General features: G+C 43.8%; 16 protein-coding genes. 9 read left to right on the top strand and 7 right to left on the bottom strand.

Annotated features, from left to right (window positions below; translation table 11 throughout):
• Nucleotides 1–5: 5 nt before the first annotated feature.
• The gene (locus L0992_03580) at nt 6–1,346 is read right to left on the bottom strand and encodes a Na(+)-translocating NADH-quinone reductase subunit A (GenBank protein XGB67792.1); all 1,341 of its coding nucleotides are present in this window, start codon (nt 1,344–1,346) and stop codon (nt 6–8) included.
• A gap of 521 nt (nt 1,347–1,867) precedes the next feature.
• Nucleotides 1,868–2,176 carry a transcriptional regulator BolA gene (gene bolA, locus L0992_03575; protein ID XGB67791.1) on the bottom strand — a complete coding sequence of 103 codons (309 nt, stop codon included), beginning with the start codon at nt 2,174–2,176 and terminating at the stop codon, nt 1,868–1,870.
• A 174-nt stretch (nt 2,177–2,350) separates the two neighbouring features.
• On the opposite strand from bolA, the gene L0992_03570 reads away from it, so the two are divergent.
• From L0992_03570 to L0992_03555, 4 genes are all read left to right on the top strand, one after another.
• Nucleotides 2,351–3,502 (top strand): methyltransferase, encoded by a 1,152-nt coding sequence (locus tag L0992_03570; protein XGB67790.1) that lies wholly within the window; start codon nt 2,351–2,353, stop codon nt 3,500–3,502.
• A gap of 66 nt (nt 3,503–3,568) precedes the next feature.
• A complete protein-coding gene (locus L0992_03565; GenBank protein ID XGB67789.1) occupies nt 3,569–4,138 on the top strand; it encodes a YajG family lipoprotein in 570 nt (189 codons plus the stop codon).
• Entirely contained in the window at nt 4,138–4,686 is a 549-nt protein-coding gene (locus tag L0992_03560) for a peptidylprolyl isomerase (GenBank protein ID XGB67788.1), read from the top strand. Before L0992_03565 ends, L0992_03560 begins: the two co-directional genes overlap by 1 nt.
• 53 nt (nt 4,687–4,739) lie before the next feature.
• The gene (locus L0992_03555; protein ID XGB67787.1) at nt 4,740–6,098 is read left to right on the top strand and encodes an MFS transporter; all 1,359 of its coding nucleotides are present in this window, start codon (nt 4,740–4,742) and stop codon (nt 6,096–6,098) included.
• A gap of 78 nt (nt 6,099–6,176) precedes the next feature.
• Here L0992_03555 and L0992_03550 read toward each other — a convergent pair whose 3' ends face one another.
• The gene (locus L0992_03550; protein ID XGB67786.1) at nt 6,177–7,523 is read right to left on the bottom strand and encodes a DUF4397 domain-containing protein; all 1,347 of its coding nucleotides are present in this window, start codon (nt 7,521–7,523) and stop codon (nt 6,177–6,179) included.
• A 516-nt stretch (nt 7,524–8,039) separates the two neighbouring features.
• On the opposite strand from L0992_03550, the gene L0992_03545 reads away from it, so the two are divergent.
• From L0992_03545 to L0992_03530, 4 genes are all read left to right on the top strand, one after another.
• On the top strand, nt 8,040–8,918 hold the full coding sequence (locus L0992_03545) for an outer membrane protein OmpK (GenBank protein ID XGB68684.1): 879 nt from the start codon (nt 8,040–8,042) through the stop codon (nt 8,916–8,918).
• 111 nt (nt 8,919–9,029) lie between these two features.
• On the top strand, nt 9,030–9,923 hold the full coding sequence (gene panE / locus L0992_03540) for a 2-dehydropantoate 2-reductase (GenBank protein XGB67785.1): 894 nt from the start codon (nt 9,030–9,032) through the stop codon (nt 9,921–9,923).
• A gap of 86 nt (nt 9,924–10,009) precedes the next feature.
• Nucleotides 10,010–11,221, top strand: coding sequence for a cysteine desulfurase CsdA (gene csdA / locus L0992_03535; protein ID XGB67784.1), 1,212 nt, complete (start codon nt 10,010–10,012; stop codon nt 11,219–11,221).
• A gap of 359 nt (nt 11,222–11,580) precedes the next feature.
• On the top strand, nt 11,581–12,060 hold the full coding sequence (locus L0992_03530) for a porin family protein (protein XGB67783.1): 480 nt from the start codon (nt 11,581–11,583) through the stop codon (nt 12,058–12,060).
• A gap of 152 nt (nt 12,061–12,212) precedes the next feature.
• Here L0992_03530 and csdE read toward each other — a convergent pair whose 3' ends face one another.
• The 4 genes from csdE to L0992_03510 all read right to left on the bottom strand — a co-directional run bounded on the left by csdE (nt 12,213) and on the right by L0992_03510 (nt 15,273).
• On the bottom strand, nt 12,213–12,641 hold the full coding sequence (gene csdE / locus L0992_03525) for a cysteine desulfurase sulfur acceptor subunit CsdE (protein ID XGB67782.1): 429 nt from the start codon (nt 12,639–12,641) through the stop codon (nt 12,213–12,215).
• Nucleotides 12,642–12,682: 41 nt separating this feature from the next.
• Nucleotides 12,683–13,492, bottom strand: a complete 810-nt coding sequence (gene tcdA / locus L0992_03520; GenBank protein XGB67781.1) for a tRNA cyclic N6-threonylcarbamoyladenosine(37) synthase TcdA — start codon at nt 13,490–13,492, stop codon at nt 12,683–12,685.
• Between the two features lie 113 nt (nt 13,493–13,605).
• Nucleotides 13,606–14,718 carry a murein transglycosylase A gene (mltA, locus tag L0992_03515; GenBank protein XGB67780.1) on the bottom strand — a complete coding sequence of 371 codons (1,113 nt, stop codon included), beginning with the start codon at nt 14,716–14,718 and terminating at the stop codon, nt 13,606–13,608.
• Nucleotides 14,719–14,799: 81 nt separating this feature from the next.
• Nucleotides 14,800–15,273: a DUF2850 domain-containing protein gene (locus tag L0992_03510; protein XGB68683.1), complete on the bottom strand. Its 474-nt coding sequence runs from the start codon at nt 15,271–15,273 to the stop codon at nt 14,800–14,802.
• Nucleotides 15,274–15,434: 161 nt separating this feature from the next.
• Here L0992_03510 and argA point away from each other — a divergent pair, with 161 nt between their 5' ends.
• The gene (gene argA / locus L0992_03505) at nt 15,435–16,772 is read left to right on the top strand and encodes an amino-acid N-acetyltransferase (GenBank protein XGB67779.1); all 1,338 of its coding nucleotides are present in this window, start codon (nt 15,435–15,437) and stop codon (nt 16,770–16,772) included.
• The last annotated feature ends 212 nt before the right edge of the window (nt 16,773–16,984 follow it).

Raw genomic sequence — 16,984 nt, 5'->3', positions numbered from 1 at the left:
GAAAATTACCCTTCCTTCTCAATCGTATCTAGGCATTCACGAAGTAGTTGACCGTACTCGTACTTACCTGGACATACAAAGGTACACAATGCTACATCTTCTTCGTCTAGCTCTAGCGCACCTAGTGCTTGAGCACTATCAACGTCGCCAGCACATAGATCACGAAGCAGCAATGTAGGTTCCATATCTAGAGGCATTACGCGCTCGTAGTTACCGATTGGAACCATTGAGCGGTCACTACCGTTTGTCGTCGTTGTCATGTTGAACAACTGACCTTTAAACAGGTGACCAAGGAATGAACGAGTAACAGAGAACTTGTTCTTACCAGGCATAGCCCAGCCGAATAGCTCTTTATCACGACCTTCACGTAGAACAGAAACTTGCTGATGGTAACGACCAAGGAAAGCATGTGGACCTGTTGCTTCAGTACCCGTAAGTACAGAACCAGAAATCACACGAACTTCGCCTGGCATTAACTCGCTGTCAGTCAACTCTTCAAGGCTAGCACCAATTTGAGTACGAACTAGACGTGGGTTGTTAACCACTGGACCAGCCAGAGAAACAACACGCTCAGAGTAAATCTCACCAGTAAGGAAAAGCTTACCGAATGCGATAACATCTTGGTAGTTAATGCTCCACGCTACATTTTGTGCATTTACCGGGTATAGGTAATGCATATGCGTGCCTGCAAGACCTGCAGGGTGTGGGCCATCAAAAACATGTTCTTCAACGTTAGACTGAGCTGAACGAGGTAAGCTAGTACCTTTTTTACAAACGTACACTTTACCGTTAGTCAGAGTTGAAAGAAGATCTAAACCAGCAACGAAAGCATCAGACTGCTCGTTAATGATTAATTCTGGCTCAGCTGCTAGTGGATTAGTATCCATAGCAGTAACGAAAATAGCCTGAGTTTCAGAATCAACTGCTGGAACCTTGCTGAACGGACGAGTTCGCAAAGCGGTCCATGCGCCAGACTCAACTAACTGAGTTTTAACCGTTTCACGGTCAAGACCTGCTAGTTGGTTAGCTTCATAGCTATTGAACGTGATTTGCTCATTGCCTGCTACTTCAATCACTACTGATTGAAGAACACGCTTAGCACCACGGTTCACTTCAATAACTTTACCGCTTGCTGGAGAAGTAAATACAACACCTGGGTTCTTTTTATCTGCAAAAAGAACTTGGCCTTTCTTCACTTCATCACCAACGCGAGCATGCATCGTAGGACGCATACCAACGTACTCTTCGCCAAGCAAGGCGACTTTAGTGATGGACTTACCATCATTAATCACCTGGGATGGAGTTCCTGCGATAGGAAGATCCAAACCCTTCTTTATTGTAATCATACGCACTTGCACTACTTTATCGGGAAAAAGATTCTTTTAATTGCGTAAATTCAGGACGTTTTAAAATCGCCCTTAGACACGACATTACAGTGTCCGGTTTTGGTAAATTTGAGATACCAAAATCGCAACATTATCTTAATAAACTCATCACACAAAACATGTGAGATTTATCAGGTGCCGTATTCTAGCATTTTTTGACAACTTGATGCCATGACCAATAACTTGAATACCGCCTTTATTTGGTGAGATTTGAAGCATATGGACTCTCAAATATGTATAAATTTGACGAGCCGCACAGATAAAATGGCTTTTGAAACGTGTTTTAAACAAGAGATTAATACTCTGTCACAAACTAATATTTTACGAGTTATGTTGAAACACTGTTAATAAAAACATTACTCATTGTAGGTATTTTCGGCCGTTCAAATTGCCATCAGTTTGAGTGATATAACAACGAAAAACACATAGGTTTGGCGACAAAAAAGGCGGCATCGCCGCCTTTTCTCAATATGCTCGTTGTGTTACTTGCCACCACCCATACACATAGGGCTGTCTGGCACGTTATCGAGCTGCTTCATCCATTCATCTTTTGTATAAGTGTGAATGGACAGTGCGTGAATATTATTCGCTAACTCTTCTGAAAGTGCTTTATTTACCGCTCGATGACGAGCAATAAGACGTAAACCTTCAAACACATCACTGACAACAATCACTTTAAAATGACTCTCAGAACCGGCCGGAACATTGTGCATATAGCTCTCATTGACCACGTTTAAATGACTTGGTGAAAACTCATTGTGCAATTTTGTTTCGATAACTTCTTGGATCATTGTGATTCCTTAATAACGTATTGGCATTATCCGTGGGGTGAGTATAAACCCTAAGCGGTCGGCTGTCTGAGTATTTGATAGCGAATGGCATAGGTTTGCTTGAGTTTTTTCTATCTTGTTCAGCCTGCATTTGAGACAATATCCTTGTTATTCCTTACATAAGTATCTCAAGCAATGAAAACCGAACTTACCCTTCACGATAGAACTTTGACCTTACATCGTTTCCCTAAACGTTCAAATGAAACCCTTCAAGCTTGGGATGCGGGCGACGAATACCTGATCAGTCATGTTGAAGAGATGAATCTTGAACCTGGCAAACACATCCTGATCATGAACGACAGCTTTGGTGCCCTATCCGCTTGGTTCTCGAAAGATCATGATGTCACAATGATGAGCGACTCATTTATTTCTCATCGCGGTGCGCTAAAAAACTTACAGCGTAATCAATGTAATCGAGTCAACTTTTTAAACACCATGGATGATATCCCACACGGTATCGACCTTGTGATCATGCAGCTGCCAAAGACCAACCGCCACCTTGTATGGCAGTTAAGTCAATTACGCCAAGCACTGCCTGAAGGCTGCCAAGTGCTCGGTGTCAACAAAGTAAAAGAGATCCACACCTCTACACTTAACCTTTTCGAGAAGTACCTAGGCGAGACCAAAACCTCGTTAGCGAAGAAAAAACACCGCTTGGTTTTCTCTTCTCCAAATTGCCAACCGATTCAAACCGTTGAGCCGTTTGTGGAGTGGGATGTAGACGGTGAAGATATCCGCTTGAAAAATTTACCGAATGTTTACTCAGGCGAAGCACTCGATCAAGGCGCTCGCTATATGCTAGAGCATATCCCTCAAGACCCTGAGCTACGCCATATCATCGACTTAGGCTGTGGTAACGGTGTTTTGAGTGTTAAAGCAGGGCAATTGAACCCTCAGGCTCGTATCACTTGTGTTGATGAGAGCTTCATGGCGATTGAATCGGCACGCCAAAACGTCAAGGATAACCTTGGTGAAGAAGGTAACTTCCAGTTCATCGCCAACAACTGTTTAGATGGTTTTAAGAAAAACAGCACTTACTTAGTAATGTGTAATCCTCCGTTCCATCAGCAACAAGCGATTACTGATCACATTGCATGGCAAATGTTCTGTGATGCAAAGCATGTTCTAAGCAATGGAGGCAAATTAATTGTTATTGGCAACCGACACCTCGGATACGATGTCAAACTAGCAAGACTATTTGGTGAAGCTAACGTTGAAACGCTTGAACTAAACCAAAAATTTGAGATATTACAAGCAACAAGAGAACCTGCGAATTTTAATAAATAAGCAGAAACGACTTCACAAGAATTTAAGATACCGAGCTTCTGGTGTGAATTTAGAAAGGATAAAGGAATGAAAAAACTGATTTTGGCTGCTTCTATTATGGCTTTGACAGCATGTTCAGCCCCTCAGCAAGAACAGATCAATGTAATGCCAGAAGCTTCACTAAGCTCAAGCAACCTAGTACAAGGCAAAACATACACACTAACAAGTAAAGATGTTCGTGCCGCTCAATACGTTGCATTGGTTGATAGTGGCCGTTCAAATATTCAGCCAATTCACGCTAAGCAGAACATGCGTATTTCTCTAGAGAACGCTGTAGCACAACAGTTAGAGTCTCAAGGTTACCGTGCAAGCGTAAATAGCGAAAACTCGATTGTTTTAGAGATTCAAGAAGCGCTTGTTACCGTAGAGCACACCATTATGGAAAACCAAATGGACGGTAAAGTAACGCTTGAAGTAACGGCTGAGACACCGGAAGGTAAGCTCGTTAAAACATTCAACGGTACCGCAACTCGCACAGGCGCATTAAGCGCTTCAAACGATGATATCGCGATGGTGCTTAACGATGTAATCAACTTGGTATTGAAAGAGATTGCCAACGACCAAGAGCTACAAACTTACATGAAGGAACGTTTCTAATGGGTCGCATTTTATCTTCTATTGCTCTAATGCTGGTGAGCGTGAGCGTTTGGGCTGGTCCTAAAGTGAACGTAGAAACAACATTAGGCGACTTCACTATCGAGCTTAACCAAGAGCAAGCACCGGTGAGTGCTGAGAACTTTCTAAAGTACGTTGCTGACGGCAGCTACGAAGGTACTATCTTCCACCGTGTTATTCCTGGTTTCATGGCGCAAGGTGGCGGCTTCGATCAAGACATGAATCAACAAGCAACTTATGCTCCTATCAAGAATGAAGGCAGCAATGGCTTGAAGAACGATACAGCCACAATCGCTATGGCTCGTACTAATGCGCCAGATTCTGCGACTCGCCAGTTCTTCATTAACTTCTCTGATAATGATTTCTTGAACGCAAAAGGCGGTAACCCAGGTTACGCAGTATTCGGCAAAGTAACTGAAGGTTTTGATGTTGTTCAAAAGATGGCAACGATTCCAACCAAGCGAATGGGCCGTATGTCAGACATCCCAGTCGACCCAATCGTCATCACTAAAGTGACCCTTCTTAAGTAATCCAATGTAACGCCCTTATTTCTTAAGGGCGTTTTTCTATACAAGGACGCCCTATGTCATCAGGCACTCCCTCTCTTTCTTGGATGCAGACTTTCCGCAGCTACCTTGATAAACGCCTACTTTGGGTGTTTATGCTCGGTTGTTCGAGCGGCTTCCCATGGGTTCTTATTGGCTCCAACATGTCTGGTTGGCTAAAAGATGCAGGTTTAACGCGAGCAGCCATCGGCTACTTTGGTAGTGTGTTTGCCGTCTATGCGATTAACTTTTTATGGGCACCATTGGTAGACCGAGTAAAACTGCCGGTGCTTCATGCAATACTTGGCCAACGCCGCAGTTGGATCTTTTTCTGCCAAACCATTGTTTTGATCGGCACCTTATTCATCGCAGGCGTCAATCCCGCAGAGAATTTGGCGTTTACCTCAATGTTGGCGCTTGCTATTGCCATTGCCTCAGCCACGCAAGACATCGCGATTGATGCATTTCGTATTGATACCTTCCCAAAATCGGAAGCATCAAAACTGCCGCAAGCTTCTGCAATGGCCGTAATTGGTTGGTGGACAGGGTATTCTCTACCAGGCTACCTTGCCTTTATTAATGCAGACTCAATCGGTTGGAATGGCGTGTATTACGGAATGGCAGGTGTCGTTGTTGTATTAATGCTGTTTACTCTTTGTGTCGGAGAGCCAAATACACGACGTGAAGCCCTACAAGAGCAAGCACAACAGCGCCACAATAAAGTGGTCGGCTCAAAGCTTGTCGCTTGGTTCAGTGTAACGGTAATTGAACCATTTTATGATTTCTTCAAAAGAAACGGCGTTCAAGTTGCCATTACTCTATTGCTGTTTGTGTTCCTATTTAAGATAGGTGAAGCCTTCCTAGGTCGCATGTCGATTACCTTCTATAAAGAGATAGGTTTCAGTAACGAGCAGATCGGTCATTACTCCAAGTTAATTGGCTGGGGAGCAACCATATTCTTCACTTTGGTAGGCAGTGTCTTCAATGTGAAATTCGGTATTGTACGCGGGCTGATGATCGGCGGTGTGGCAATGGCGGCAAGTAATCTAATGTTTGCGTGGATCGCTCAGACTGGCCCGAGTGAAACCTTGTTCTTGGCAACCATCATTGTCGACAACTTCACAACTGCCTTTTCTACCGTTGCGTTTGTCTCTTTCCTAACGTTATTAACAGGCCAAGCTTTTTCGGCAACACAATATGCCTTACTCGCATCCTTAGGTAACTTCGGTCGCACCACACTGGCTTCCTTCAGCGGTGAGTTGGTTGATTACCTCAATGACTGGTCAACCTTCTTTATATTGACTGCTCTCATGGTGATACCAAGTTTGATCATGCTCTATTCGTTACGCCACTTTTTCACAGATTTACTAGAAAAAGCGAAAACCAACCACGAATAAGAGAAAAAGAAGACAGAATAGAAAGAGGGTAGCATCACGCTACCCTCTTTTACTTTGTCACTAATGATTTAGTAAACGCTAGTCTGTTGTATCACTCACAATAAGGTTGAAGCCTGTGCCAGCCGAATCGTCAATCGCCACAACTTGATACACCACGCCATCAGCTAATATCGCCTGTGCTGAATTAACCGCTATTGTTGATGGGTCACCTGCAACGGTAATCGTTACATAATAGGTTCCCGCTGCAACATAAATACCATTCACATAATCTTTAAATTTCACATCACTCAGCGCAGGAGTGCTGCCAGCAATACCCGTATTCTCGGTCAAGTAAATATCAACCGAAGCCGCAATTGGATTAGCCGCAGCATGGGTAATATTCAATACTGCACTGGTCGCAACCGGGCGACGGTTTTCTGGAACAACCAAAGCTTCCAGATTCAGTGGACTCACGGTCCCTACCGCATAGATGCTGTAATCCATACCAGCAAATACAGCGACACCATCTGCATCAATCAGTGCACTGGTTGTAGTACCATCTGCAAAGATATCAATATCGTAGCTTCCGACAGCCAAATCGATGAATCCTCGGATTTCCTTGAACATCAAATCGGCTAAAGGCGCAAAAGCCGAACCATTTACAAATGGGTCTACATCCGGAGCACCATCAACTAAATATCCTACTCTGACTTCTGCCGTTTCTGCCATATCGTAGATTAAAGATGAGCCCGAACCATCCATTACCATCAATTTAACAGGTGAAGCACTATTAGAATCTGCTCTCGGTACGGCTGCAATGGTTAACTCACTACCAGCTGAGAGTGTGATCTCTCCTGAATCAAACGCAATAGCACTACCGCTGACTGTTTCAAGTCTCACACGATATTGACCAGCAGGAATATTAAGCACATCGGTAAAATCTTTATAAGCCAACGTCCCCAACGGTGCACCCAATGGATCGCTAGGACCTGTGACATACAAGTTTACATCGCCGACACCTGTAGCAGCGTGAACCACTTGCACATCTAAACTAGAACTGGTTGCCGTGCCCACAGCAGGACGAGTAACAACTAAAGCTTCTACAGGGTTGTTGGAACCATCAGCATCGCCCACCACCATCACCGTATAATCGAGGTCTTGGCTCAGGTTAAATTGGCTTTGAGGTATGACGGTTGCGACAGCCTCTCCGGGAAGTTGAACATCAACTTGCACTGAAGTCTGCCCTTCTGTCACTGAAGCGTACCCAGACGCTTGAGCATAATCGACACCAGTCCATCGAGCCTGACTGTTGACGATAACATTAGCCAAAGGAGCATCGGGGGATGCATGAACAGCTTGAAGTTGTGTGGTAGGTTCATCGTCATCATCACACCCGACAATGAACAGCGCTGATATTGCTACCGCTAGTAATGGTGAATATTTCATCGGTCTTCTCTCCAAAAAGTTAGACCAGTTCGTCACACAAAAGATAAGCTCAGTAAAAAATCTTCAAATACTCTCTCTCAGTATTTAGTGCAGTGAACTGTCTCAATAATATCTGTGATGGGAAAAGTAATAAGGCTCACATTCCAAATTACTTATCACATGAGTTGTTCATCAATTGATTCCACCACCATTACGGAGTTGGTTAAAAATAGATCAAAGAGAGGATCTAACTGAGGAGAGATTTAGTCGTTTTCTGGGGATAAACTACATAGAAAAGAATACTGTTGATTTTGATATGCATATCACTCTATTTAGTATAATCGTTTGCTTAGAGCAGCAATTCACCAATTTATCTACAAAATAATCAGATTTCACAAAATCAATAGAACTCAGGGTGCATCAAGATGCATTACCACCTTAAAGTTCCATCATTTAGATCGTTAGTGTGATCAACCTCACTATAATAATTGCAATTTTCACTCCGTCTCACTTTTATTTGAGAACAAAATCGCTATGATGCTCGGCATTCGGACATATAAACACGCACGGATTAGCGGGTTACTTATTTCAAACATAGAGAGTTCCATTATGCGTAAATCACTTTTAACTCTTGGCCTACTTGCAGCAACTTCTGCTCCAGTAATGGCAGCAGATTATTCTGACGGCGACATCCACAAAAACGATTACAAGTGGATGCAATTCAACCTTATGGGTGCATTTGATGAGCTTCCAGGTGAATCATCACATGATTACCTAGAGATGGAATTTGGCGGTCGTTCAGGAATCTTCGACCTATATGGCTATGTTGATGTATTTAACCTACTTTCGGATCCAGGTAGCGATAAAGCTGACAGCCAAGCAAAAATGTTCATGAAGTTTGCTCCTCGTATGTCTCTTGACGGCCTAACTGGTAAAGATCTATCTTTCGGCCCTGTTCAAGAACTTTACGTAGCTTCTGAAATCACTTGGGACGGCGTTAACACAACTGACACTACTTTTGGTGTTAACCAACAAAAAATCGGTCTAGGTTCTGACGTAATGGTTCCTTGGTTAGGCAAAATTGGCTTAAACCTTTACGGTAACTACGATTCAAACGTTAAAGACTGGAACGGTTTCCAAATCTCGACTAACTGGTTCAAACCATTCTACTTCTTCGAAAACGGTTCATTCATTTCTTACCAAGGTTACATTGACTGGCAATTTGCAATGGAAGACGAGTACAGCGCAGAAAGCAGCGGCGGCGCAATGTTTAACGGTATCTACTGGCACTCAGACCGTTATGCTGTAGGTTACGGTCTTAAAGCTTACGAAACTATTTACGGTCTAGAAGACGGTGGATTCGCAGGTAAAACTTCAGGTGTGAGCCACTACCTAGCAGTAACTTACAAGTTCTAAACGAACTTCTAAGAAAAATTTCCTAAATGGCACCCTCGGGTGCCATTTTTTATTGCTTTCATTTAATGCCTCGCTATCCTTGCAGCATCACTTTCTTATCTCGGAATTGCTGTGAACATCACGATTGTTGGACCCGGAGCGATTGGTTCTTTGTGGGCCATAAAACTACTTCAAGCTGGTCATAATGTCTCTTTGTGGAGTCGTTCTTCTGACACCTCTACAGACCTATCACTTGATGAGCAAACTTCACTCTCCTTCAGTAACAACAATCTCGAAAAGCTATCTGCGAGTGACTTAGTGATCGTCACGGTCAAGGCTTGGCAGGTAAAAGAAGCCACCACTCCGTTACTTCAATATCTCGACCCTGACACCATTCTCATGTTCATGCACAACGGAATGGGAGCAGTAGACGAGATAGCCGCTCAAATTGATGCTCATCCGGTAGTATTGGCGACCACCACCCAAGCAGCTTTTAAACCCGACCGTAACAGTGTCTCTCACACAGGGTTAGGCCAAACTCAACTGGGGGCTTTTAACCCCAAAGGTCAGCAATGCACTTTTCTGGTTGATGTTCTGGAACACGCCCTACCAAGCGTGAATTGGAACCCTAAGATAAAAACTGCGCTTTGGACTAAGCTCGCCATCAATTGTGCCATCAACCCACTGACTGGGTTGGAACAGGTCAAGAATGGGGAACTGGCCGATCAACGCTTCAGCGAAACGCTAAATTCCATCGTTCACGAACTCACGCAAGTAATGCAGGCGGAAAGTATTGCTTGTTCATTGGATGAGTTAGAAGCAAGCGTTAACAAGGTTATTCACGCCACAGCACAGAATAACTCTTCAATGAAGCAAGATATGTTTTATCAAAGAAAGACTGAGATCGACTTCATTACCGGACACCTTATAAAGACTGCACTCAAGCATCAAATAGAAGTACCCACGAACCAAAAGCTATTCACAATGGTTAAAGAACGAGAAAATAGCTGGAATCATCAAGATTAGTCAGCAACGCTTAACAAGTCGCGATAAAATAACGATACCGCTCAGCGTAATGCTGGCACCAATTTCCAAGATTTAGGTAAGAATAGATGCTTGATATCAATCACATCCGAGAGCAGTTCCCTGCGCTATCACAAACCATCAATCAGCAACCACTGATTTACTTAGATAGTGCGGCAACCACACAAAAACCTCAGGTGGTTATTGATGCTATTAGCCAATATTACTCTAAGCAAAATGCCAATGTTCACCGCGGTAGTCACAGCTTAACCGCACAAGCAACCAGTCAGTTTGAAGCAGCAAGAGACAAAGTCGCTCAGTTTATTGGCGCTACGTCTTCAAAGGAAATTATCTGGACTCGCGGTGCCACCGAAGCACTTAACCTCATTGCTCAAACGTTCGCAAGAAGTACCCTTCAGCCTGGTGATGAGATCTTGGTCAGTGAAATGGAACACCACGCCAACATCGTGCCTTGGCAAATTGTGGCTGAACAAACCGGTGCTAAAGTCATCAAAGTACCAATGACATCAGATTGCGAATTCGACCTAGATGCATTCGATTCCCTATTAACAGAACGAACTAAGATTGTCGCTCTGGCTCAGATAACCAATGTCACCGGTACTCGCCAACCGATTGAGCAAGTGATCGAGAAAGCCCATAAGATGGATGTCATTGTTGTGGTCGATGGCGCGCAAGGCATTGTTCATGAGCCAGTGGATGTCGCTACTTTAGGTGCGGATTTCTACGTATTCTCTGGGCACAAACTCTATGCCCCTGCTGGTATTGGTGTGCTTTACGGCAAACTTGAATTGCTCGAGGCGATGCCACCTTGGCATGGTGGTGGCAAAATGGTTGAGCGTGTCTCTTTTTCTGGCACCACGTTTTCTGAACTACCGGGCAAATTTGAAGCGGGTACACCTAATGTCGCAGGGGCTATTGCTTTGAGTACAGCAATAGAGTGGTTACATCAGTTTGACCAACAAGATGTTGAAGAGCACATCCACCAGCTACAACAGAAAACCTATCAAGCCCTCATCCAGTTGGACGACATCCAGATCCTTGGTTACAAATCAAATTCTAGTGTGATTACATTTGTAATGGATGGCGTTCACCATCAAGATATTACGACGTTATTAGATCAACAAGGTATTGCCGTGCGTGCAGGTCATCACTGTGCACACCCATTAATGGATGCGCTCAACGTAAAAGGAACCGTTCGAATTTCTTTTGGCATTTACAACAATATGGATGATGTCGAAAAGCTCATTGCAGCTATTGAAAAAGCCGTCGATATGCTCTAAATCACCACCAAAGATATTAATGTCTGGTTCAATTAATTGAGCCAGACGTCCCCTCCTCCAGAATAGTTCCACTTCCCCAATAAATACTGCTCTCTTTTCAGCCCAAAGACTTTCAACATAAAATACTGATATTAAGTGACTTTATATTTTCTTGATATCCATCTTATTCGTTTTTATCGATTTCTAAGACTTCATTGATGAGTCATTTCTAAAAAAAGACACAATGCACCCCGTTCTTGTTAACCGCAGATAACAAACTGACTATCGCCATTAATAACAAGAACCGCCATTTATCATGGGTGACCTAGAGCTGACGGAATAGCACTTTAAATACAAATTTTTTAGATAGAGACAACACAATGAAACTTAAAACAATCGTTCTTCCTCTAGTAATGCTAACTGCCGCTCAACAAGCTTCAGCAGATCCATACATTGGTGCAAGCTACTTGTATTCTGAGTACCAAGTAGAGAACGAAAACATCGATATGACAGATGAGAATAGCGGATACAACTTGTACTTGGGTTACGCATTCAACGACCTACTTTCTATCGAAGCTGGCTACGCTGACTTTGTCGATACGCACAAAGATTTTGAGCACGTTTACTCGAATGCATGGCTGACTAGCGCAAAAGTTTCTTTGCCAATCACTATTTTCGATATTTATGGCCGTGCAGGTATTGGACACTTTGAAAGTAACCTAGGTGACAGCAATGACGTTTACTACGGTGTGGGTGCGGGTGTAATGATTGGCCCTGCTCGTGTTGCTCTTGAATACACAATGTACGAAGCAAAAGTTATCGAGAATGGCTATTCAGTAAGCGCTGAATTCCACTTCTAATTTTCTATCGACTTATTCCATTAACCGCTAAAACGAAAAACGGTGCCACTGGGCACCGTTTCTTTTTAATACTTTCACTTGCTTATCTGTACGGAGAAGTTCTTAAACGAAGAAACTCTCAAATAGGAAGGAGATCTCAAACAGATAGACGCTTAAGCGGAGAAGTTCTTGATCTGCTCAACAATCGCTTTAAGTCCATTTCCTCTTGAAGGGCTCAAATGCGTAATCAAGCCAATCTCTGCGAAATAGCCATCAATGTCGAACGCTTGAACTTGCTCCGATGTTTTACCATCATATGCCGCCATCACTAACGCAATAAGGCCGCGCACAATACGTGCATCTGAATCGGCGCAAAAGTACCAAACACCGTCGATGTTCTGGGAAACTAGCCACACTTGGCTTTCACAACCAGAGACCACAACTTGCTCACTTTTGAGTTCCTCAGGCATTACTGGCAACTTCTTACCCCATTGAATCACTTGGCGATAACGGTCTTCCCAACCGCTGAAAGTCTGCATCTTTGCGACAATATCATCACTAGTAATTTCTTGGCCGAATGGAGAACTTGGGAATGACTTCATTTTTATATCCAGTAAATTCTTAGTAAGCGTAAAGTAACGAGTTACTTACTGTGCTTTTGAATGATCTTTTCTACGATACGTGAAACAGCAACAAAACCAAAAGTCGCGGTTACCACAGTTGCAGCGCCAAAACCTGTCGCACAATCCATTCGTTTGGGACCTTCGGCTGTCGCTTTCGCCGCACATACACTGCCGTCAGCTTGCGGGTATTTCAGCTGTTCTGTCGAGAATACACAGTCGATACCGAACTTACGTGCTGGATTTGTAGGGAAGTTATGGTGACGACGCAAAGTGTCTTTCAGTTTCTTCGCTAGCGGGTCTTGAATCGTCTTAGTCAGATCAGCCACTTTGATTTGAGTCGGGTCTACTTGACCACCCGCGCCACCAGTGGTGATCACTTTGATTTTGTTACTACGGCAATACGCCAACAGCGAAGCCTTAGCTTTCATGCTATCAATCGCATCGAGAACAAAATCGAACTCTTTTGAAAGGTATTCCGCCTGATTATCTGGGCCGATGAAATCGTCAATCAGGTTAACCTTACACTCAGGGTTAATCAGCTTAACGCGCTCAGCCATCACTTCGATTTTGCTCTTACCAACCGTGCCTGACATTGCGTGGATCTGACGGTTGATGTTGGTTACACACACATCGTCCATATCGATCAGCGTTAGCTCACCTAAACCCGTACGAGCAAGCGCTTCAACCGCCCATGAACCCACACCACCAATACCGATCACACACACATGTGCCGCTCTAAGTATATCGACTTCACTATTGCCATATAGGCGACGAGTGCCACCGAATCGTTGGTCATAGTTTTCTGAAGCTGGAGTGGTCAATTCACGCATTGTTGCCGCCAATTTATTTCTGAGAAAAAGAAAAGAGTGCGTTTTATACGCACTCTTGAATAAAAAGTCTAGGGGATTAGCGATTCGCTTTCAATGCCCTATTTTATTGTCGCTTACTCGACCTTTTCAGGTGGTAAAGCCCAAGGCGCTTCAGTCGCGCTGCCATCTAAGCCAAGTTTCCACACTCGACCAAAATGCTTGTAATGACCCGCTTCAGTACCTGCTCGTGGGCCCATGCCATGGTAAAGGTCTAAGTGGTTTTGCTTCACCGCGCCGCCCGTATCTAAAACCAGTAACAGTCTTAGTTGGTGCACACCGCTCCAAGTACCATCTGCATTTAATAGTGGCACTTCAGCCAGAATCGGCGTACCCATCGGTAAGATAGAGCGATCTCCCGCAACTGCGGCCATTGGTAACAGTGGAATGCCAGCGCTGCCCATTACCGATAAGTCATCTCTCGCGCTAAAGAATACGAAAGACGGGTTTTGCTCAAGCAGCTCTTTCACCACTTCAGGCTCGTTCGCTAGTACCCACTCTTTGATTGCTTTCAGCGACATTTTCTCACGCGGAACTAAGCCTCGTTCGATCAGCACACGGCCAATACTCACGTAAGCCTTATTGTTCTTACCCGCGTAAGCGAAATACTGCAACGTGTCATCATCGCCAAAATGCACAAAGCCACTGCCTTGCACTTCCATCATAAATGGGTCGATTCGGTTAGCAGCGTAGCCAAGTTCAAGACCTTGACCTTCTAGAGCACCGTTGTAGATCTCTTCGCGAGTTGGGCAATTTTTATCGCAGTCAGGAAGCCCATAAACAGGGAATCGATATTCTTCATTGGCTTCATGGCGCAATTCCATCACTGGAGAGAAGTAGCCCGTGAACAAAACATTACCTTGCTTATCGCCACCACCAAGTTGAGCAGTTTGAACGCCAAAATTTGCTAGTTGGCTTGGATCACCACTTTGCAGCGCCCACTCATTGAGTTGCTGATAAAGCGGCTCATAGATTTTCGCCATCGAAGGGGATTTAGATACCACCATCTCAGCTTGTTCAGCGAATGCGGTGTAGTCTCTTGGTTTATTGGATTCAACCTGATCGACCTTATTTAAGGTGCGAGGAAATTCATCATCAAGATGTTGTTGAGCAAGATCGGTGGGTTGAGCACAGCCAAATAGTAAAGAGGCGGCAACAAGGGGAAGCCATTTTTTAATCACAAGAGTCATCCTAAAAATTCTATGCATCGAGGATGACAAAAACAGTCAGATAACACAATCTTAGATTGTAAGAGTTTACAATAAGATAACCTATCGGACTGAGTGATCGATATGGCCTTTAAGGCGAAATACTGGATTGTAGTGACTGTCCGAATCAAGCACCATTTCGGTGTTCTCGGAATTGGTCATGCGGAAACGATACGTTTGATCGCCCGTCTTATATTCAAAGTAGTTACCATCAAACTCAAAGTTAGTCGCAACAATAGAACCCGCCACTGATACACCATTAGCATTCAACACAAACTCATCCGTCGCGTAATGCGCAACATCTTGTTCAATCCAAGTACCATAAAGCAAGTGATTTGGCGTTGCTGCATCTTGCAATCGAGTGATCACATCACCAAAAAGTGACACTACCGCAAACGAACCGACCAGAGCCAAAACCATGAGACAGCGCTCGATGATCTTACGCTTAAACTTAGATTGGTTGCGTTGTTCTGCCTCACTGTAGAGACCTGTGGTTATCTCGTCGATTTTGTTCTTTGTTGCTGGAGCTTGTTGCATTCGGTAACTACTCATAAAGATGCTATGCGCATTCTACACTGAGACCGTTTATATAATGAACCCTAGATGAGCATAATTTGCGCTTTATTCCAAAAAGGTGTTGTTTAAATTTGAATTTAAATGCTAAATTATCGAATAAATAAACAAAATGGACTTGTTCTGTGAAATTAAGAAGTACAGCGCTAGTAAAAGGTTTCAGACAATCAACCCCTTACGTAAATGCTCACCGTGGCAAGACCATGGTAATTATGCTGGGAGGCGAAGCCGTTGCCGATAGAAACTTTGGCAACATTATTAGTGATATTGCCCTACTCCACAGCCTTGGGGTCAAGATTGTGCTTGTTCATGGCGCAAGACCGCAGATCAACCAACTGTTAGCAAAACAAGATTGTCATACGCCTTATCACAAGAATATTAGAGTCACCGATGAGTATTCTCTGGGTGTTGCTATGCAGGCCGCGGGTCAATTACAGCTTGCCATTACAGCTCGTCTTTCAATGAGCTTAAACAACACACCTATGGCGGGTACTCAACTCAACGTGATGAGTGGCAACTTTATTACTGCTCAGCCATTGGGTGTTGATGATGGTACGGATTACTGTCACAGCGGACGTATCCGTCGAATCGATATCGAAGGGATTAATCGCACACTCGACCAAGGCTCTATTGTATTGCTTGGTCCGATTGCCAGTTCTGTAACAGGCGAAAGCTTTAACCTGCTTTCTGAAGAAGTCGCGACTCAAGTGGCCATTCGTTTAAAAGCCGACAAACTGATTGGCTTTTGCTCTGAGCAAGGGGTCACCGATCAAAACGGCAATGTCCTTGCTGAACTTTTCCCAAAAGACGCCAAACTCATTCTAGAACGCTTAACTCAATCTCAAAACCCTGCCGAAGACATGAGCACTGGCACACTTCGATTCCTAAAAGGTGCCATTTCAGCGTGTCGTGCCGGCGTGCCTCGTTGTCACTTAATCAGCTACAAAGTGGATGGCGCACTGATCCAAGAACTGTTCTCTTTCGATGGTATTGGAACCCAAGTGGTTATGGCGAGTGCCGAGCAAGTAAGACAAGCTCAAATTGATGATATTGGTGGCATCTTTGATCTTATTCGTCCGCTTGAAGAACAAGGCATTCTCGTGCGTCGCTCACGAGAGCAGTTAGAACAAGAGATCCACCGCTTTACCATTATTGAAAAAGACGGACTGATCATCGGCTGTGCAGCGCTCTATGCGTATCCGGAAGATCACATGGCAGAAATGGCGTGCGTGGCTATCCACCCTGATTATCGTGATGGTAACCGTGGACAACTATTGCTGGACTACATGCGTCATCAATCCAAGTCTCGCGATATCGACCAGATTTTTGTCTTAACGACACATAGCCTTCATTGGTTCCGTGAACAAGGGTTTTACGAGATAGGTGTGGATGAGTTACCGATGGAAAAACAGGGGTTATACAACTATCAACGCAACTCAAAGATCTTAGCGTTAAACGTGTAAATAAAGTTTTGGACTAGAATCTCAGTTCAAAAGAAAAATAATTGCAAATGTAATCGTTTTCTATATGAGATTTATTAAGTATGCACTTTCACTCACACGAATTATTGTATAGAATTTAAGCGCTTTAATAATATTAACAAATGTTTTTATAGGAATTACCATCTCGATAGTCACATCGAACTTATTGAGTGGTAACTGCACGGATTGCTATA

Origin of the sequence: Vibrio pomeroyi, assembly GCA_041879425.1 — a bacterium.
Classification (GTDB): domain Bacteria; phylum Pseudomonadota; class Gammaproteobacteria; order Enterobacterales; family Vibrionaceae; genus Vibrio; species Vibrio pomeroyi_A.
This window is presented reverse-complemented; position numbering and strand designations above follow the sequence as displayed.